This is a genomic window from Pseudomonas sp. H2_D02 (assembly GCF_054677635.1).
On sequence record NZ_CP162816.1, the window covers coordinates 252159 to 271593 of the forward strand.

15 protein-coding genes and 2 pseudogenes are annotated in these 19435 nt (G+C 60.5%); 10 read left to right on the forward strand and 7 right to left on the reverse strand.

Going from position 1 to position 19435, the window contains the following annotated elements:
- Positions 1 to 118: 118 nt before the first annotated feature.
- Positions 119 to 2569, reverse strand: coding sequence for a glycogen/starch/alpha-glucan phosphorylase (locus AB4N42_RS01115; protein WP_030141460.1), 2451 nt, complete (start codon positions 2567 to 2569; stop codon positions 119 to 121).
- A gap of 254 nt (positions 2570 to 2823) precedes the next feature.
- Here AB4N42_RS01115 and AB4N42_RS01120 point away from each other — a divergent pair, with 254 nt between their 5' ends.
- The gene (locus tag AB4N42_RS01120; protein ID WP_024778075.1) at positions 2824 to 3261 is read left to right on the forward strand and encodes a YkgJ family cysteine cluster protein; all 438 of its coding nucleotides are present in this window, start codon (positions 2824 to 2826) and stop codon (positions 3259 to 3261) included.
- Positions 3262 to 3484: 223 nt separating this feature from the next.
- Here the strand turns inward: AB4N42_RS01120 and typA are convergent, their stop codons facing one another.
- Entirely contained in the window at positions 3485 to 5305 is a 1821-nt protein-coding gene (typA, locus tag AB4N42_RS01125) for a translational GTPase TypA (protein ID WP_030141461.1), read from the reverse strand.
- A 134-nt stretch (positions 5306 to 5439) separates the two neighbouring features.
- Positions 5440 to 6895, reverse strand: a pseudogene (thiI, locus tag AB4N42_RS01130) (tRNA uracil 4-sulfurtransferase ThiI).
- Positions 6896 to 7223: 328 nt separating this feature from the next.
- Here thiI and glnA point away from each other — a divergent pair.
- The 6 genes from glnA (at position 7224) to ntrC (ending at position 13456) form a co-directional block, all read left to right on the forward strand.
- Positions 7224 to 8630 carry a type I glutamate--ammonia ligase gene (gene glnA / locus AB4N42_RS01135; RefSeq protein ID WP_030141463.1) on the forward strand — a complete coding sequence of 469 codons (1407 nt, stop codon included), beginning with the start codon at positions 7224 to 7226 and terminating at the stop codon, positions 8628 to 8630.
- A gap of 121 nt (positions 8631 to 8751) precedes the next feature.
- Complete coding sequence (locus tag AB4N42_RS01140) at positions 8752 to 9309, forward strand: chorismate mutase (protein WP_217861054.1); 558 nt, start codon at positions 8752 to 8754, stop codon at positions 9307 to 9309.
- Positions 9310 to 9541: 232 nt separating this feature from the next.
- Entirely contained in the window at positions 9542 to 10060 is a 519-nt protein-coding gene (locus AB4N42_RS01145; protein WP_460115750.1) for a DUF4124 domain-containing protein, read from the forward strand.
- Entirely contained in the window at positions 10057 to 10683 is a 627-nt protein-coding gene (locus AB4N42_RS01150; RefSeq protein WP_460115751.1) for a DUF4124 domain-containing protein, read from the forward strand. Before AB4N42_RS01145 ends, AB4N42_RS01150 begins: the two co-directional genes overlap by 4 nt.
- Positions 10684 to 10937: 254 nt before the next feature.
- Positions 10938 to 12023, forward strand: a complete 1086-nt coding sequence (gene glnL / locus AB4N42_RS01155; RefSeq protein WP_030141467.1) for a nitrogen regulation protein NR(II) — start codon at positions 10938 to 10940, stop codon at positions 12021 to 12023.
- The gene (ntrC, locus tag AB4N42_RS01160; RefSeq protein ID WP_030141468.1) at positions 12020 to 13456 is read left to right on the forward strand and encodes a nitrogen regulation protein NR(I); all 1437 of its coding nucleotides are present in this window, start codon (positions 12020 to 12022) and stop codon (positions 13454 to 13456) included. Before glnL ends, ntrC begins: the two co-directional genes overlap by 4 nt.
- A 530-nt stretch (positions 13457 to 13986) precedes the next feature.
- Here the strand turns inward: ntrC and AB4N42_RS01165 are convergent.
- Complete coding sequence (locus AB4N42_RS01165) at positions 13987 to 14427, reverse strand: hypothetical protein (RefSeq protein ID WP_030141469.1); 441 nt, start codon at positions 14425 to 14427, stop codon at positions 13987 to 13989.
- Between AB4N42_RS01165 and trmL the strand changes: the two genes are divergently transcribed.
- Positions 14426 to 14881: a tRNA (uridine(34)/cytosine(34)/5-carboxymethylaminomethyluridine(34)-2'-O)-methyltransferase TrmL gene (gene trmL, locus AB4N42_RS01170; protein WP_092173386.1), complete on the forward strand. Its 456-nt coding sequence runs from the start codon at positions 14426 to 14428 to the stop codon at positions 14879 to 14881. The genes AB4N42_RS01165 and trmL overlap by 2 nt on opposite strands.
- A gap of 122 nt (positions 14882 to 15003) precedes the next feature.
- Here trmL and secB read toward each other — a convergent pair whose 3' ends face one another.
- From secB to AB4N42_RS01185, 3 genes are read right to left on the reverse strand one after another with little or no spacing between them, the layout of a single operon-like run.
- The gene (secB, locus tag AB4N42_RS01175; RefSeq protein ID WP_030141471.1) at positions 15004 to 15486 is read right to left on the reverse strand and encodes a protein-export chaperone SecB; all 483 of its coding nucleotides are present in this window, start codon (positions 15484 to 15486) and stop codon (positions 15004 to 15006) included.
- Between the two features lie 37 nt (positions 15487 to 15523).
- Positions 15524 to 15778 (reverse strand): glutaredoxin 3, encoded by a 255-nt coding sequence (grxC, locus tag AB4N42_RS01180; RefSeq protein ID WP_030141472.1) that lies wholly within the window; start codon positions 15776 to 15778, stop codon positions 15524 to 15526.
- Position 15779: 1 nt separating this feature from the next.
- Positions 15780 to 16193 carry a rhodanese-like domain-containing protein gene (locus AB4N42_RS01185; protein ID WP_030141473.1) on the reverse strand — a complete coding sequence of 138 codons (414 nt, stop codon included), beginning with the start codon at positions 16191 to 16193 and terminating at the stop codon, positions 15780 to 15782.
- Positions 16194 to 16345: 152 nt separating this feature from the next.
- On the opposite strand from AB4N42_RS01185, the gene gpmI reads away from it, so the two are divergent.
- Complete coding sequence (gpmI, locus tag AB4N42_RS01190; RefSeq protein WP_460115752.1) at positions 16346 to 17875, forward strand: 2,3-bisphosphoglycerate-independent phosphoglycerate mutase; 1530 nt, start codon at positions 16346 to 16348, stop codon at positions 17873 to 17875.
- Between the two features lie 254 nt (positions 17876 to 18129).
- Positions 18130 to 19420, forward strand: a pseudogene (locus AB4N42_RS01195) (murein hydrolase activator EnvC family protein).
- Positions 19421 to 19435: the final 15 nt, after the last annotated feature.

Sequence of the window (19435 nt, forward strand, 5' to 3'; positions counted from 1 at the left end):
ATTAGAATATTGGTGCTGCCAATGACTGGGCTACGACACCGCAACCCGGCGAATCTGGCGCTTAGTATATCGACGAAGCCCAACCGCCGTTGGGCTTCGCTCACATTTCTTGCAACGTTTACTCCAGCGCCTTCCAGATGTCGGTGGCGTATTCGCGGATGGTCCGGTCCGAGGAGAACCAGCCCATGCGCGCGGTATTGAGCACTGCCGAGCGCCACCATTGCTTGGAGTCGTGCCACTTCTCTTCGACCTTGGCCTGGGCGTTCCAGTACGCGTCGAAATCGGCACAGACCAGGAAGCGGTCGTAATCCACCAGCGAATCCACCAGCCCGGTGTAGCGCATCGGGTCATCCGGCGAGAAGACGCCACCACGAATCGCTTGCAATACATCGCCAAGGCGATGGGACGCGGCGATGTCCGGCGCGGCGCTGAATTCACCGTTGCGCTTGCGCGCTTCCACCTGCTCGGCGGTCAGGCCGAAGATGAACATATGGTCACCGCCGACACGCTCGTGCATTTCCACGTTCGCGCCGTCCATGGTGCCGATGGTCAGCGCGCCGTTGAGGCCGAACTTCATGTTGCTGGTGCCCGAGGCCTCGAAACCGGCGGTGGAAATCTGCTCCGACAAGTCCGCCGCCGGGATGATGCTTTCGGCCAGGCTGACGTTGTAGTTGGGCAGGAACACCACTTTGAGCAAGCCGCGCACGGTCGGGTCGTTGTTCACCACCCGGGCGATGTCGTTGGTCAGCTTGATGATCAGCTTGGCCTGGTGATAACTGGCGGCGGCCTTGCCGGCGAAGATTTTCACCCGCGGCACCCAGTCCACTTCCGGCTCGGCACGAATCGCCTGGTACAGCGCCACAGTGTGCATCAGGTTGAGCAACTGACGCTTGTATTCGTGGATCCGCTTGACCTGCACGTCGAACATCGCCGCCGGGTTGACGGCGATGCCCAGCCGCTCGTGGATCAGGTAGGCCAGGGCTTTCTTGCTGTGCAGGCGCTGTTCGGCGAACTGCTTGCGAAACGCCGGTTTGTCGGCGAACGGCTCCAGCTCGATCAGGCGCTCCTCGGGATTGTCGAGCACGCTCGGGCCAAGGGCGTCGACCATCATCGAGGTCAATTCGGCGTTGGCCTGGAACAACCAGCGGCGGAAGGTGATGCCGTTGGTCTTGTTGTTGATTCGCTCCGGATAGAGCTTGTGCAGCTCGGAGAACACCGTGCTGCGCATCAGTTGGGTATGCAACCCGGACACGCCGTTGACGCTGTGGGAACCGAGGAACGCCAGGTTACCCATGCGTACCCGGCGGCCGTTGTCCTCTTCGATCAACGACACCGAGCGCAGCACGTCGAAATCGTGCACGCCCTTGGCCCGCAGCGAATCGATGTGCTGGGCGTTGATCAGGTAGATGATCTGCATGTGCCGGGGCAACATCCGCTCCATCAGCCCCACCGGCCAGGTTTCCAGGGCTTCGGGCAGCAGCGTGTGGTTGGTGTAGGACAACGTGTCCTGGGTGATCTGCCAGGCCGCGTCCCACGCGACGTCGTAGACGTCCACCAATTGGCGCATCAGCTCGGCCACGGCAATGGACGGGTGCGTATCGTTGAGCTGGATCGCCGCGTGATCGCCCAGGGTCAGCACCGAGGTGTGCATGTTGCGATGGCGGCGCAGCAAATCCTGCAGCGAGGCGGCGACGAAGAAATACTCCTGGCGAAGGCGCAATTCCTGGCCGGCCTCGGTGCTGTCGGCCGGGTACAAGACGCGGGAAATGCTCTCGGCCCGGGCCACTTCCGCCACGGCGCCGAGGTGGTCGCCGGCATTGAAGCGCTCCAGGTGCAGGTCTTCCACGGCCCGGGCGCGCCACAAGCGCAGGGTGTTGACACTGGCACCGCGCCAGCCCACCACCGGCGTGTCATAGGCAATGGCACGCACGGTTTCGGCCGGAGACCAGACCTGGCGAGTCTTGCCGTTGTCGTCCGTCACGGTTTCAACGCTGCCACCAAAGCCGATCGGGTAGACCACTTCAGGCCGCTCGAACTCCCACGGGTTGCCGAAATCCAGCCAGTGCTCGGTCTGCTCCTGCTGCCAGCCGTCGACAATCGCCTGGCGGAACAAGCCGTGCTCATACCGAATACCGTAGCCATGGCCGGCGATGCCCAGCGTCGACATGCTCTCCATGAAGCACGCCGCCAGGCGACCGAGGCCACCGTTGCCCAAGGCCGCGTCGGGCTCCAGCAGGCGGATGCGCTCCAGGTCGACACCCAACTCGGTCAACGCTTCGCGGGCGGTGTCCAGCAGGCCCAGATTGCTCAGGCTGTCGTACAGCAGGCGACCGATGAGGAATTCCAGGGAGAGGTAGTAGACGCGCTTCTGGCCCTTGCGGTAGATCTGCCGCGTGTGGTCCATCCAGTGTTCGACCATGTGGTCGCGGGCGGCAAGGGCTATGGCTTCGAACCAATCGTGATCAAACGCATGATCGGGGTCCTTGCCGACGGCATAAGTGAGTTTGGTCAACACGGCGTCGCGAAATGCCGCAACCTCAGCTTCGCGAACAAGTGGTTCTTGAGTCATTGATGAGACCTCGAACGAGCATGGAATTGTCTGAGCCTAGTCGGTCTGACAGACGGTACAGGCTCTTGGTTCGGTGGTTTTTCCCCTGGTGCCGGAGAATCGTCGCCAAGGAATTGCCGATGGACGAATGAATGCAGGGGCCGTGCCGGTACAGGCGGGTTTTGTCGGGGCGCAAAAAAAACCGGCAGATGGTCGTTCAAAATTTCACCAGTCCCGGTATGATCGCGCGCCCTGATGCATGCTGGTAAACCGTGATGATGAAGCCCAACCTGATCGCCGCCGCGGAGATCGACCGACTCGATACCTGGGCCAAGTACTCCGCCCCGATGTGCGGTTCCTGCGTGTCGAGCTGCTGCACCCTGCCGGTGGAGGTCAAGATCAAGGACCTGATCCGGATTGGCATCGTCGATGAGTTCGAACTGGGCGACCCGCCAAAAAACATCGCCAAGCGCCTGCAAAAGGAAGGGATCGTCGAGCGCTACAACCAGAAGTCGGAAATCTTCACGTTGCAACGCATGAGCAACAACGACTGCCTGTATCTGGACCGCAAGAGCCGGTTGTGCACCATTTACGAGAAGCGCCCGGACACCTGCCGCAATCATCCACGGGTCGGGCCACGGCCGGGCTATTGCGCGTACAAGCCCAAGGAAGTGGAACGCGAGCGGAATCCGCGGACGTTGGATCGGTTTTGATCTATTGCTGATTCAGCAGCGCCTGAACCGTCGCCATCGCGAGCAAGCTCGCTCCCACAGTTGATTTTCAGCGGATACAGATTTTGTGTCCGACATAAATCCACTGTGGGAGCGAGCTTGCTCGCGATGGGGCCCTACAGGCGCCACATAAAATCCCAGGCACAAAAAAACGCCCCCGGTCTCGCAACCGGGGGCGTTTTTCATTCAGCCGAGGCTAAAGCAATCAGGCCTTGGCTTTCTTGGCGGCGCGGGTACGCTCGCTTTCGTCCAGGATCTTCTTGCGCAGGCGGATCGACTTCGGCGTCACTTCGCACAGTTCGTCGTCCTGGATGAATTCCAGGGCCTGTTCCAGGGTGAAGCGAACAGGTGGAACCAGGGCGATGGTTTCGTCTTTGCCCGAAGCACGCATGTTGTCGAGCTTCTTGCCCTTGGTAGGGTTCACGCCCAGGTCGTTGTCACGGCTGTTCAGACCAACGATCTGGCCACCGTAGATTTCCTGGCCGTGCTCGACGAACAGCTTGCCACGCGCCTGGAGGGTTTCCAGGGAGTAGGTCAGTGCCTTGCCGGTTTCAACCGAAACCAGAACGCCGTTCTGGCGACCGGACATGTCGCCCGACTTCATCACGTCGTAACGGTCGAAGATCGAGGTCAGGATGCCAGCACCGTTGGTCAGGGTCAGGAACTGGTTACGGAAACCGATCAGACCGCGAGCAGGGATGTTGTATTCCAGGCGTACACGGCCCTTGCCATCCGGCACCATGTTGGTCAGGTCGCCCTTACGCAGGCCCATCTCTTCCATCACCTTGCCCTGGGATTCTTCCGGCAGGTCGATGGTGACGTTTTCGAACGGTTCGTGCTTCACGCCGTCAACCAGGCGGATGATCACTTCCGGACGACCTACAGCCATTTCGAAGCCTTCGCGACGCATGGTTTCGATCAGTACCGAGAGGTGCAGTTCGCCACGGCCGGAGACCTTGAACTTGTCAGCCGAGTCGCCTTCTTCAACGCGCAGTGCAACGTTGTACAGCAGCTCCTTGTCCAGACGCTCCTTGATGTTACGGGACGTCACGAACTTGCCTTCTTTACCGCAGAATGGCGAGTCGTTTACCTGGAAGGTCATGGAAACGGTTGGCTCGTCGACGGTCAACGGCTTCATCGCTTCAACGGTGTCCGGGTGGCACAGGGTGTCGGAGATGAACAGCGAGTCCATGCCGCTGATGCAGACGATGTCGCCGGCAGCCGCTTCTTCGACGTCTACACGGTGCAGACCGTGGTGACCCATCAGCTTCAGGATACGACCGTTGCGACGCTTGCCATCGGCGCCGATAGCCACGACTGGAGTGTTCGGCTTGACGCGACCACGGGCGATACGGCCAACACCGATAACACCCAGGAAGCTGTTGTAGTCCAGTGCGGAGATTTGCATCTGGAACGGACCGTCACGGTCGACTTTCGGCGCAGGTACGTTGTCGACGATCGACTGGTACAGCGGGGTCATGTCTTCAGCCATGTCGGTGTGGTCCAGACCGGCAATACCGTTCAGGGCCGAGGCGTAGACGACTTTGAAGTCCAGCTGTTCTTCGGTGGCGCCCAGGTTGTCGAACAGGTCGAAGATCTGGTCCAGGACCCAGTCCGGACGCGCGCCTGGACGGTCAACCTTGTTGATGCACACGATCGGACGCAGGCCGGCTTCGAAGGCCTTCTTGGTCACGAAACGGGTTTGCGGCATAGGGCCGTCCTGGGCGTCGACCAGCAGCAGCACGGAGTCGACCATCGACATCACGCGCTCTACTTCACCACCGAAGTCGGCGTGGCCCGGGGTGTCCACGATGTTGATGTGGTAGCCGTTCCAGTTGATGGCGGTGTTTTTCGCCAGGATGGTAATACCGCGCTCTTTTTCCTGGTCGTTGGAGTCCATCACGCGCTCGTCGTTGAGCTCGTTGCGCTCCAGGGTGCCGGATTGACGCAAGAGTTTGTCTACCAGGGTGGTCTTACCATGGTCAACGTGAGCAATGATGGCGATGTTGCGTAGATTTTCGATCACTTGTGTATCTCGATCAGAGGATTCGGTGTGCTGACAGGTCGTGGCAGCGATTTACAGTAGAGTCCGACAGTTACAGCGTGTCGGCGGCGTCGGGGGGCCGGTGACGCAGGCCACAGGCAAACAGCCCCGGGCACTTAGCTCGGTCGATAAACGCGCACATTGGCATGCCCCTCACTGAGCAAATGGTGGGCATGCAGGCGACTCATCACGCCTTTGTCGCAATACAGCAGGTACTGGCGAGTAGGGTCCAGTTCCTTGAAACGCGCGTTCACTGCATAGAACGGCATCGTTTGTACCTCGACGCCGGCGACGCTCAGCGGGTCGTCTTCAGCATCGTCCGGATGACGGATGTCGATGATGATCTGACCGGCCAGCGCTTCGCCGACTTCTTCAATCTGGATGTCCTGGCCCAATTCGTCGATGACCCGATCGATCGGTACCAGCCTGGCGTTCTCGATCGCGCGTTCGAGTACCGCCATGTCGAATTCTTTCTCTTCGTGTTCCACACGCCCGCGCTTGGCCGCCGTCTTCGGGTTGACCGAGATGACGCCGCAATACTCCGGCATGTGCCGGGCAAAATCGGCGGTGCCGATCTCGTTGGCCGTGTCGATGATGTCCTGCTTGTGGCTGGCGATCAGCGGACGCAGCACGAGTTTCTCGGTCACGCAGTCGATCACCGACAGGTTCGGCAACGTCTGGCTCGATACCTGGGAAATCGCCTCGCCGGTCACCAGCGCGTCGATGTGCAGGCGGTCGGCGATGCTCGTCGCGGCACGCAACATCATACGCTTCAAAATGACGCCCATATGACTGTTATCGACTTTGCCGAGAATCTCGCCCAGGACTTCTTCGAACGGCACGCTCACAAATAACACGCGTTGGGAGCTGCCGTACTTCTTCCAGATGAAGTGCGCCACTTCCATTACGCCCAATTCGTGAGCACGCCCGCCGAGATTGAAGAAGCAGAAATGGCTCATCAGGCCGCGACGCATGATCTGGTAGGCGGCGACGGTGGAGTCGAAACCACCGGACATCAACACCAGCGTCTGCTCCAACGAGCCCAGCGGATATCCGCCGATGCTGTCGTGCTGGCTGTGGATCACGAACAACCGCTGGTCGCGAATCTCGATGCGTACTTCGATCTGCGGGTCTTTCAGCGAAATACCGGCGGCGCCGCACTGCCGAGCGCAACTGGCTGCCGACATAACGTTCCACGTCCATCGAACTGAACGGGTGCTTGCCGGCGCGCTTGCAGCGAACCGAAAAGATCTTGCCGGCCAGCGCATCACCATAATGGAGCATGCATTTGGCGAGGATGTCGTCGAAGTCACCCAGCGGGTATTCGTCGACCTGCAGGAAATGCGCGATGCCTGGCATGCAGCTCAGGCGCTCGGTCATTTCCTTCAGCAGCTTGGGTTCGCTGACGCGGGTTTCCAGTTCGAGGTTGTCCCACACGCCGTTCACCACCACGGCCGGGTCCAGGTCACGGAGCACGGCACGGATGTTCTTGGCCAACTGGCGGATGAAACGCATCCGTACCGGGCGGCTCTTGATGGTGATCTCGGGGAAGACTTTTACGATTAGTTTCATGAAAACAGCGCGCGAACGGCCAGCCGAAAAAGGGGGGCGCGGATTATAGCGGAAATTGCTCAAGGTTTAACCAGTTAATGTGCAGATGGTTTTGCATGCACCAAAACAGGTCATTATTGATTGACGGCGCCACATTGCAGTGCGTTATTGTCCGACAATCTTGGATTTACGCCTTTAAAAGCGTGGATTTGGTGCAAAAAACCCATGGTGGGGCACTGGCATGCAATTTGCTCCCTTGTGAGGCAGGTTGCCTTGGCAGAGTATTCGCGCCGGCATCACCCATATCTAAGGGCACTCCACTACCCGCCCGAAGCCACCCGGAGGACATATGTCGAAGTCGGTTCAACTCATCAAAGATCATGACGTCAAGTGGATTGATCTGCGCTTCACTGACACCAAAGGCACTCAACATCACGTGACCATGCCGGCCCGTGATGCACTGGACGACGAATTCTTCGAAATCGGCAAGATGTTCGACGGTTCCTCCATCTCCGGCTGGAAAGGCATCGAAGCCTCCGACATGATCCTGATGCCGGACGACAGCACTGCCGTCCTGGACCCGTTCACCGAAGAGCCGACCCTGATCCTGGTCTGCGACATCATCGAACCTTCGACCATGCAAGGCTATGACCGCGACCCACGCGCCATCGCCCACCGTGCCGAGGAATACCTGAAGTCCACCGGTATCGGCGACACCGCTTTCTTCGGTCCAGAGCCCGAATTCTTCATCTTCGACTCGGTCAAGTTCAAGTCCGACATCTCCGGCTCCATGTTCAAGATCTTCTCCGAACAAGGTTCGTGGATGTCCGACCAGGACGTGGAAGGCGGCAACAAAGGCCACCGTCCAGGCATCAAGGGTGGCTACTTCCCGGTTCCACCGTTCGACTTCGACCACGAAATCCGTACCTCCATGTGCAACGCACTGGAAGAAATGGGCCAGACCGTCGAAGTTCACCACCACGAAGTGGCGACTGCCGGCCAGAACGAAATCGGCGTGAAATTCAACACGCTGGTGAAGAAGGCTGACGAAGTACAGACCCTGAAGTACTGCGTACACAACGTTGCCGACGCCTACGGCCGCACCGCGACCTTCATGCCGAAGCCTCTGTACGGCGACAACGGTTCGGGCATGCACGTGCACATGTCGATCTCCAAGGACGGCAAGAACACCTTTGCTGGCGAAGGTTATGCCGGCCTGTCGGACACCGCCCTGTACTTCATCGGCGGCATCATCAAGCACGGCAAGGCCCTGAACGGCTTCACCAACCCGTCGACCAACTCCTACAAGCGTCTGGTGCCAGGCTTCGAAGCCCCGGTGATGCTGGCCTACTCGGCTCGCAACCGTTCCGCCTCGATCCGTATTCCTTACGTGAACAGCCCGAAAGCCCGCCGTATCGAAGCGCGCTTCCCGGATCCGGCTGCCAACCCATACCTGGCCTTCGCTGCACTGATGATGGCTGGCCTGGACGGTATCCAGAACAAGATCCACCCTGGCGATGCCGCTGACAAGAACCTGTATGACCTGCCGCCTGAAGAGGCCAAGGAAATCCCACAGGTTTGTGGCAGCCTGAAAGAAGCCCTGGAAGAGCTGGACAAGGGCCGTGCGTTCCTGACCAAGGGCGGCGTATTCAGCGATGACTTCATCGACGCTTACATCGCACTGAAAAGCGAAGAAGAAATCAAGGTTCGCACCTTCGTACACCCACTGGAATACGAGCTGTACTACAGCTGCTGATCCAGTAAGCGCCGCCACGCACGGCGTGAGTTAAAGAGAGGCCTCCTTCGGGAGGCCTTTTTTATGGGCGCAGGTTACGTGCATGATGATGCGCCGCTTCCCTCACAAGACGAGATTGCCAATGACTTCCCGCTTGAAGATTTGCCTCGCCCTGTCTGCAGCACTGCTATGTTCCACAGCCGAGGCCAACAACGCCCCCGAAGCCCTGACCCCGCTACTCAATGCCATCGGCGAACGCCTGCTGATCGCCGATCAAGTGGCGCTGAGCAAATGGGACAGCGGCAAACCCGTGGAAGACCGTCAGCGCGAACGTGAAGTCATTGCCGCCGCCGTAGCCCAGGCGCCGATCTACAAGCTGAGCGGTGAAACCGTGGAAACGTTTTTCGCCGCCCAGATAGAGGCCAACAAATTTATCCAATACGTCAACTTGTCCGACTGGGCCCTGGAGGGCAAGGCACCGGATCTGCCACGCCCGGACCTGGTGGGCGAGATCCGCCCCAAACTCGACCGCCTGCAAAAGCGCCTGCTGCAGCAACTGGCCGACTTCGCGCCCTACCGCACCGACCCGCAGTGTCCGCAATGGCTGGCCCGTGCCACTCACCACAACAAGCAGCACCCGATACACCGGCTGGCCCTGATCCGGGCAACCGCCGGGCTCTGTATCTCCCCGAAATCCTGAGACACCTCCCTTCCCCTGTGGGAGCGAGCTCGCTCGCGATGAGGCCAGCCTATCCAACACCTCACTGCCTGACACACCGCCATCGCGAGCAAGCTCGCTCCCACAATGGTTTTGCATCGGGCTCAAGATGTGTGCTCACAGCAAATCCCCTGTGGGAGCAACACAACAACTGGGCCAACCATCCGCCCTGGCCTATGCTGCATCTATCACTTTGGTTTTCGGTCGATTTCCCATGGGTCGCGGTTTTTCAATCATCCTGTTGTTACTGCTGGCACTGCCCGCCGCCGCGCAGATCTACAAATACACCGACGCCGACGGCAACACCGCCTACAGCAACCAGCCGCCTGACGGGGTACCGGCTCAAGCCGTGGAATTACCACCGCTCAACAGCGTTGAAACCCAGGCCCCGATCAACCCCGACACACCCCCAACGCCAGAAAACACCAACGCGCCGCGCAAAGCCTACGAGCTGTTGGAGCTGACCGACATCCCCACCGAAGAGGCCCTGCGTGCCAACAACGGCACTTTCACCGTCAGCGTTAGGTCGCAACCACGCTTGCAGAGCCCACATCTGTTCAGGTTGCTGCTCGACGGCCAGCCTTACGGCCAGCCGAGCAACGTGCCGCGCCTGCAACTGGTGAATATCGATCGCGGCGAGCACAGTCTGGCGGTCCAGGTAATCGACGGGGAACGTCTCGTGCAGCAGAGCGAAACCGTCACCTTCACCGTGCAGCGAGTGCACCTGCCATGATTCGCCCGCTGGTCGCCCTTGGCCTGTTGCTGATCGCAATGCCTGGCCTGGCGCAGGTCTACACCTACATCGACGCCCAGGGCAATCGCGTCTTCACCGACCAGCCACGCCCCGGCAATGCCAGGAAAGTACAACTGCCGCCCGGTAACCGCATGCCGACACCCGCCGCCGGCATCAACTCGACAACGCCGGTCGAGCCGCCACAAGCCAAGCCCTTGTTCCGTTACGAGATGCTCCGGCTGTTGATTCCCGAACCGGACGCCACGATACGCAGCACCGCCGGGGAGCTGATCGTCACCGCGACCAGCGAACCCGGCCTGCAAAGAGGCCACCGCTACCGTCTGCTGCTGGACGGCAAGCCCACCGCAGAGCCAGGGCCCAGTCCGGTATTTGCCTTGAAAAACATCGACCGGGGCACCCACCATCTGGCAGTGGAAATCCTGGATGAGCAAGGCCGTATCGTCGAACGCACCGCCAGCCAACCCTTCCACATGCAACGCATGTCTCTGGCACAGAAGCGCCGCGTCAAGCCCTGCGCCATAGCCGACTATGGCCAGCGTCCCGAATGCCCCCTCGCTGAAAAACCCGAAGAAGACAAACCCAGCATCCTGCCGTTCTTCTAAAGCCGTCCAGGGTCGCGCACTATATTGGTGCAATACGCTGCACGCTACCCAGTTTCAAATCCCATTTTGGTTCGAAAGTACCCGAAAAAGCTGGCAGAACGCCACGCAACTGGGCGAAAAAAGGCCTTTTGAGGCTCTAAACGCTTCTTTTCGGAGCCTTGGTTTGGTTTTTGCATTTTGCTGGTATCAGCGCATTAACCGCGCGCGCGATTTGGGGGCCTGCCCTCGATCGCTACGCTTTAAAAGAGGTCCTGATGACCATTAGCGACGCACTACACCGCTTGCTGCTCGACAATCTCACCACCGCGACCATCCTGCTCGACGCCGAACTGCGCCTTGAGTACATGAACCCGGCGGCGGAGATGCTCCTGGCCGTCAGCGGCCAGCGCAGCCATGGGCAGTTCATCAGCGAACTGTTTACCGAGTCCGCCGAAGCGCTCAATTCCCTGCGCCAGGCCGTGGAACAGGCGCATCCGTTCACCAAGCGCGAAGCGATGCTGACCGCCCTGACCGGCCAGACCCTGACCGTCGACTACGCCGTAACGCCAATCCTGAACAACCACGCGACGCTGCTGTTGTTGGAAGTCCATCCCCGTGATCGCCTGCTGCGCATCACCAAGGAAGAGGCGCAGATCTCCAAGCAGGAAACCAGCAAGATGCTGGTGCGCGGCCTCGCCCACGAGATCAAGAATCCGCTCGGCGGCATTCGCGGCGCGGCACAGCTGCTTGCCCGGGAACTCCCGGAAGAGAGCCTCAAGGACTACACCAACGTCATCATCGAAGAAGCCGACCGCCTGCGAAACCTGGTGGACCGCATGCTCGGCTCGAACAAGCTGCCGTCGCTGGCGTTGTGCAACGTCCACGAAGTCTTGGAACGCGTCAGCAGCCTGGTCGAAGCCGAAAGCCAGGGCTGCATCACGTTGGTGCGCGACTATGACCCGAGCATTCCCGACGTCTTGATCGACCGCGAACAGATGATCCAGGCGGTGCTGAACATCGTGCGCAACGCCATGCAGGCCATCAGCAGCCAGAACGAGCTGCGCCTGGGTCGCATCAGCCTGCGCACCCGAGCCATGCGCCAGTTCACCATCGGCCACGTGCGCCATCGCCTGGTGACCAAGATCGAGATCATCGACAACGGCCCGGGCATTCCCCAGGAACTGCAGGAAACCATCTTCTTTCCCATGGTCAGCGGCCGCCCGGACGGTACCGGGCTGGGGCTGTCCATCACCCAGAACATCATCAGTCAGCATCAGGGCTTGATCGAATGTGAAAGCCACCCCGGCCACACCACTTTCTCGATCTTCCTGCCACTGGAACAAGGAGCCACATCGACATGAGCCGTAGTGAAACCGTGTGGATCGTCGATGACGACCGTTCTATCCGCTGGGTCCTGGAAAAAGCCTTGCAACAGGAAGGCATGACCACCCAGAGCTTCGACAGCGCCGACGGGGTGATGAGCCGCCTGGCCCGTCAGCAGCCGGACGTCATCATCTCCGACATCCGCATGCCCGGCGCCAGTGGCCTGGACCTGCTGGCGCGGATTCGCGAGCAGCACCCACGGCTGCCGGTGATCATCATGACCGCCCACTCCGACCTGGACAGCGCCGTCGCGTCCTACCAGGGCGGTGCGTTCGAATACCTGCCCAAGCCGTTCGATGTCGACGAAGCCGTGTCCCTGGTCAAGCGCGCCAACCAGCACGCCCAGGAACAACAAGGCCTGGAAGAAGTGCCGGCCCTGGCCCGCACGCCGGAAATCATCGGCGAAGCGCCGGCGATGCAGGAAGTGTTTCGCGCCATCGGCCGCCTGAGCCATTCCAATATCACCGTGTTGATCAACGGCGAGTCGGGCACTGGTAAGGAATTGGTTGCCCACGCCCTGCACCGCCACAGCCCGCGGGCGGCGTCGCCGTTTATTGCGTTGAACATGGCGGCGATCCCGAAGGACCTGATGGAATCCGAGCTGTTCGGCCATGAGAAAGGCGCGTTCACTGGTGCCGCCAACCTGCGACGCGGACGTTTCGAGCAAGCCGACGGTGGCACGCTGTTCCTCGATGAAATCGGCGACATGCCCGCTGACACCCAGACTCGCTTGCTGCGCGTACTGGCCGATGGCGAGTTCTATCGAGTAGGCGGGCATACACCGGTCAAGGTCGATGTACGGATCATCGCCGCGACCCACCAGAACCTGGAAACCCTGGTCCACGCCGGCAAGTTCCGGGAAGACTTGTTCCATCGCCTGAACGTGATCCGTATCCATATTCCGCGCCTGGCGGACCGTCGCGAAGACATCCCGACCCTCGCCCGGCACTTCCTCGGCCGCGCGGCCCAGGAACTGGCGGTCGAGCCCAAGCTGCTCAAGAACGAAACCGAGGAATACCTCAAGAACCTGCCATGGCCCGGCAACGTCCGTCAGTTGGAGAACACTTGCCGTTGGATCACGGTGATGGCGTCGGGTCGCGAAGTGCATATCAGCGACCTGCCACCGGAACTGTTGAGCCTGCCACAGGATTCGGCGCCGGTGACCAACTGGGAACAGGCCCTGCGCCAGTGGGCTGACCAGGCGCTGGCCCGCGGCCAATCGAGCCTTCTGGACAGCGCCGTGCCGAGCTTCGAACGCATCATGATCGAAACCGCTCTCAAGCACACCGCCGGCCGCCGCCGCGACGCCGCCGTGCTGCTGGGCTGGGGCCGCAATACCTTGACCCGCAAGATCAAGGAATTGGGGATGAAGGTTGATGGCGGGGATGATGACGAGGGGGATGAGGGCTGATCAGCCTTTGACCCTTCGCTGAATTTGAAGGCCCAATCGCGAGCAAGCTCGCTCCCACAAGGTTTTGCGGTGTTGCGACTATCACCGCCGTCCTGTGGGAGCGAGCTTGCTCCGGGCGGCGATCCGACGATGCTTTTAAAAGCTTCGTGCACCGCATCAATGCACTACGAACCGCAATTGCACATGCACCTCTAGCCAAAACCAATCGACCCAGTTCGAAAAAAACCGCACAAACAAAAGCAAAAGCCCCGGATTACGGGGCTTTGCGCATCTACAACAATGTTTTTGTGACAAGCCGTTTAAAACTGGCACGCCCCCTGCAATAGCTAGATCACTACCCAGTTTTGGGGACCTTGGTACAGGCAGGCCGGGGATTCCCCTCTTTTATACCGGGCTCATCTAGCCCACTGTTTTGGGGGCCTTGATACAGGCAGGTCAAGGTTTCCCTTCTTTACACCCAGGGCCCTGCGCCGAGCGCGAGCCCTCCCGTTTTGGGGACCTTGGTACAGGCAGGCCGGGGATTCCCTCTTTTATTGCTCCTGGAGACGGATCTCCAGCCGCCAGCGGTCATCGACTTCGCTGCCGGCCCACTCCCCTCGCAACGAACGCGCCGCCACCAGCGTCAGCAACAAGCCCTTGTCACTCAACCGCACCCGCCAATTCACGTCCTTGCCGTTGAGCTTGAGCTGGCCCTTCTGCGGTGACCCCTCTGCGTCGAACAACAGCGCCACCGAGCCGTCGATGATTTCCCCGTGCAACTTGGGTTCGTTGTTGAACCAGGCTACCAGCCCGCCGTTGGTGACCTCGACCTGCTGCAGCACGCTCGGCTCGGGTGTGGTCAGGCGGCCGATCATCAACCCGATCATCATGCCGAAAATCGCCAACGAGCCCATCACCCGAGGCATTAGCTTCGAACGTCGATCAGTTTGCGGCGTAGAATGCCGCTCATCTTCATCTGCGGAGCCGTGCATGTTTCACGTCATCCTTTTTCAACCGGAAATCCCGCCGAATACCGGCAACGTCATCAGGCTGTGCGCCAACAGTGGCTGCCACCTGCATTTGATCGAACCGCTGGGCTTCGACATGGACGACAAGCGCCTGCGCCGCGCCGGCCTCGACTATCACGAGTATGCCACTTTGCAGCGGCACGCCGACCTGGCCAGTTGCCTGGAGAGCCTGGGGCATCCACGCCTGTTCGCTTTCACTACCAAGGGCTCGCGGCCGTTCCATGACGCCAGCTTCGTCGCCGGTGATGCGTTCCTGTTCGGCCCGGAAAGCCGTGGTCTGCCGGCTGACGTGCTGGACGCCCTACCCGCGGAGCAGCGCCTGCGCCTGCCGATGCGCGAAGGCTGCCGGAGCCTGAACCTGTCGAACACCGTGGCGGTGGCGGTTTATGAGGCGTGGCGGCAGAACGGCTTTCAATAACACCGCATAACAAATGTGGGAGCGGGCTTGCTCGCGAAGACGGAGTGTCAGTTGGCATCAATGTCACTGACCCATAGCCTTCGCGAGCAAGCCCGCTCCCACATTGGACTTGCGTCGACCGTTTACTGAACGGTCGCGCCGCCTTCCTCTTGCATGCGCTGCAGCTCTTGCGCGTACAGGGCATCGAAGTTCACCGGGGCCAGCATCAGGGCCGGGAACGAACCGCGGGTCACCAGGCTGTCCAGGGTTTCGCGAGCGTACGGGAACAGGATGTTGGGGCAGAACGCGCCCAGGGTGTGGCTCATCGAAGCGGCATCGAGGTTCTTGATCAGGAAGATCCCGGCCTGTTGCACTTCGGCGATAAAAGCCACTTCGTCACCGTTTTTCACGGTAACCGACAGGGTCAGCACCACTTCGTGGAAATCGTCTTCCAGGGCTTTCTGACGGGTGTTCAGGTCCAGGCCTACGCTCGGCTCCCACTGCTGGCGAAAGATCGCCGGGCTTTTCGGGGCCTCGAAGGACAGGTCGCGGACATAAATGCGCTGCAAGGAGAATTGCGGTGCGGCTTCTTCTTCAGTGGCAGCAGTGTTCTGTTGGTCAGTCATCGCAGATCCTTCTTACTTCAGTTCTGTTGATAGGAATTCAGGCCTTGAGCAGCGCGTCGAGCTTGCCGGCGCGCTCCAGGGCGTACAGATCATCGCAACCGCCCACGTGGGTGTCGCCGATCCAGATCTGCGGCACGGAGGTACGCCGGGCCTTCTGGGTCATTTCGGCGCGCAGTTGCGGCTTGCCGTCGACCTTGATCTCTTCGAAAGCCACGCCTTTGCTCTGGAGCAAGTGCTTGGCTCGGGAGCAATAGGGGCAGTAATCGCTGGAGTAGACAACTACGTGGGGCATTTCACTTCACCAGGGGCAGATTGTCGGCTTTCCAGCTCGCAACGCCACCGGACAGTTTGGCGGCAGTGAAGCCGGACTTCATCAGTTCGCGGGCAAGGGTACCGGCCTGCTGGCCTTGGGCGTCCACCAGGATCAGCGTCTTGGCCTTGTGCTTTTCCAGTTCGCCAACGCGCGCGATCAGTTTGTCCTGCGGAATGTTCAGCGCGCCGACAATGTGACCGGCGGCGTATTCCTTGCTCGGGCGGATATCGACCACCACGCCGGCATCCTTGTTGACCAGCGCGGTCAGCTCGCCAGTGCTCAGGCTGCGTCCGCCGCCCTGCATCGTATGGGCCAACAGCAACGCCAACAGTACGACGAAGATACCGACGAGAATGTAGTGGTTAGTGGCAAATTGAATCAGGTGAGCAACCATCGAAGGAGGTTCCAGGGCGTTAAAATGTCGGCCAGTATACACAGCACACAAGGCCGGCCAAACCCCGCCCGGCGGTGACGGCACCGGAACTTACCTTTAAACTGCCCGTCCCTTTTCCATCGTCTTCTTTCAACCAGCCACGAGTGGATTCCATGACTACCACGCCTAAACCTTTGGTCCTGATGATTCTGGACGGCTTCGGTCACAGTGACAGCCACGAATCCAACGCCGTATACGCGGCCAGCAAGCCTGTACTGGATCGCCTGTGGGCCACCGTGCCGAACGGCTTGATCTCCGGCAGCGGCATGGATGTAGGCCTGCCCGACGGGCAGATGGGCAACTCCGAAGTCGGCCACATGAACCTTGGCGCGGGCCGCGTGGTGTATCAGGATTTCACCCGGGTGACCAAGTCGATCCGCGATGGCGAATTCTTCGAGAACCCGACCATCTGCGCCGCGGTGGATAAAGCCGTGGCCGCCGGCAAGGCCGTGCATTTCATGGGCCTGCTGTCCGATGGCGGTGTGCACAGCCACCAGGATCACCTGGTCGCCATGGCCGAACTGGCCGCCAAGCGCGGCGCCCAAAACATCTACCTGCACGCCTTCCTCGACGGTCGCGACACGCCGCCGAAGAGCGCCGAGTCGTCGATCACGTTGCTGGACGACACCTTCAAGGCGCTGGGCAAGGGCCGGATTGCCAGCCTGATCGGCCGCTACTTCGCCATGGACCGTGACAATCGCTGGGACCGCGTCGCCCAGGCCTACAACCTGATCGTCGACGGCAATGCCGAATTCCACGCCGCCACCGCCCAAGAAGGCCTGCAAGCCGCCTATGAACGCGGCGAAAGCGACGAATTCGTCAAGGCCACCACTATCGGCGAGCCGGTAAAAGTCGAGGACGGCGACGCCGTGGTGTTCATGAACTTCCGCGCCGACCGAGCCCGCGAATTGACCCGTGTATTCGTCGAAGACGATTTCAAGGAGTTCGAGCGCGCCCGCCAGCCGAAACTGGCCGGTTTCGTGATGCTGACCCAATACGCCGCCAGCATTCCCGCGCCATCGGCCTTCGCCGCCAGCAGCCTGGAAAACGTGCTGGGCGATTACCTGGCGAAAAACGGCAAGACCCAGCTGCGCATCGCCGAAACCGAAAAGTACGCCCACGTGACATTCTTCTTCTCCGGCGGCCGTGAAGAACCCTTCCCAGGCGAAGAACGCATCCTGATCCCATCGCCGAAAGTCGCCACCTACGACCTACAGCCGGAAATGAGCGCGCCGGAAGTGACCGACCGCATCGTCGATGCCATCGAGAACCAGCGCTACGACGTGATCGTGGTGAACTACGCCAACGGCGACATGGTCGGCCACAGCGGCGTGTTCGACGCAGCGGTCAAGGCGGTGGAATGCCTGGACACTTGCGTGGGTCGCATCGTCGACGCCCTGGAGAAAGTCGGTGGCGAAGCCCTGATCACGGCGGACCATGGCAACGTCGAGCAGATGTCCGACGAGTCCACCGGCCAGGCCCACACCGCCCATACCACCGAGCCGGTGCCGTTCATCTATGTCGGCAAGCGCGATTTCAAGGTCCGTGACGGCGGCGTGCTGGCTGACGTGGCCCCGACCATGCTGATGTTGCTGGGCATGGAAAAGCCGGCGGAGATGACCGGGACCTCGATCCTGGTCTGACCAGGCGTCGCAGCATTGAGCAGGGCTTTTGTGGCGAGGGAGCTTGCTCCCGTCGCAGATGCTTCTGGCTTGATCTTGTCGAGGGGCTGCTTCGCAGCCCAGCGGGAGCAAGCTCCCTCGCCACAGCAAGCTCGCTCCCACAATGGTTTTTGGTGTTTTTTCGGCCAGTTATCACACAGCCCCAAATGGGCGTTTTTTTTGCAGCGTGGGGCGGGCATACTAGGCCGTCCCTTTCCCTGGTGTCGCCCGCCTCTATGCTTCGCGTCCTGATAGCCCTTGCCCTGACCTGCCTGCTCCAACCGGCCTTCGCCGACGAGCGCGCGCAAACCCAACAACAGTTGGAAGCCACGCGCCAGGACATTGCCGAGCTGAAAAAGCTGCTGAACAAGCTGCAGGAAGAAAAATCCAGCGTGCAGAAAGACCTGCGCGGCACCGAGACCGAGATGGGCAAGCTGGAAAAGCAGGTCGACGCCCTGCAGAAAGAACTGAAGAAAAGCGAATCCGAGCTGCAGCGACTCGATGGTGAGAAAAAAACTCCAGAGCGCGCGCACTGAACAGCAAAAGCTGATCGCCATCCAGGCTCGGGCGGCCTACCAGAACGGGCGCCAGGAATACCTCAAGCTGCTGCTCAACCAGCAGAACCCCGAGAAATTCGCCCGCACCCTCACTTATTACGACTACCTGAGCCAGGCCCGCCTGGAGCAGCTCAAGAACTTCAACGAAACCCTGCGCCAGCTGGCCAATGTCGAAAAAGACATCGAGTTGCAGCAAGCCCAGTTGCTGGTGCAGAAAAGCAGCCTCGACACCCAGCGCGAAGAACTCGAAAAGGTCCGCAAGGAGCGCCAGGTGGCCCTGGCCAAGCTCAACGATGACGTAAAGGCCCGAGACAGCAAGCTCAAGGCCCGCGAGCAAGACCAGGCCGAACTGGCCAATGTGTTGAAAACCATCGAAGAAACCCTGGCTCGCCAGGCCCGTGAGGCAGAAGAAGCGCGCCAGAAAGCGCTGATCGCCCAGCAGGAAGCCGAAAAAAAGCGGTTACGTGAAGCCCAGGCCGACGCGGACGCCGACGACGCACCGCGCAAATCTGCAAAATCCAGCCCCGGCGCACTGGTTTCCAGTGACGGTGAAACCTTCGGCGGCGCTTTTGCTTCGGCCCGAGGCAAACTTCCATGGCCGGTCAATGGTCGATTACTTGCGCGCTTCGGTGAAACCCGCGGCGACGATACCCGCACCAAGTGGGACGGCGTGATGATCAGCGCCTCCGCCGGAAGCCAGGTGCATGCCGTACATGGCGGGCGTGTGGTGTTTGCCGATTGGCTGCGCGGCGCCGGCTTGCTGGTGATCCTCGATCACGGCAATGGATACCTGAGCCTTTACGGCCACAACCAGACCCTGCTCAAATCGGCGGGGGATGTGGTCAAGGCCGGCGAGTCCATCTCAACGGTCGGCAACAGTGGCGGACAGGATACGCCAGCACTGTATTTCGCTATTCGCCAGCAGGGTCGCCCCAGTGACCCGGCCCAATGGTGTCGTGCGCAAGGATAAGCGCGCCCATCCAAC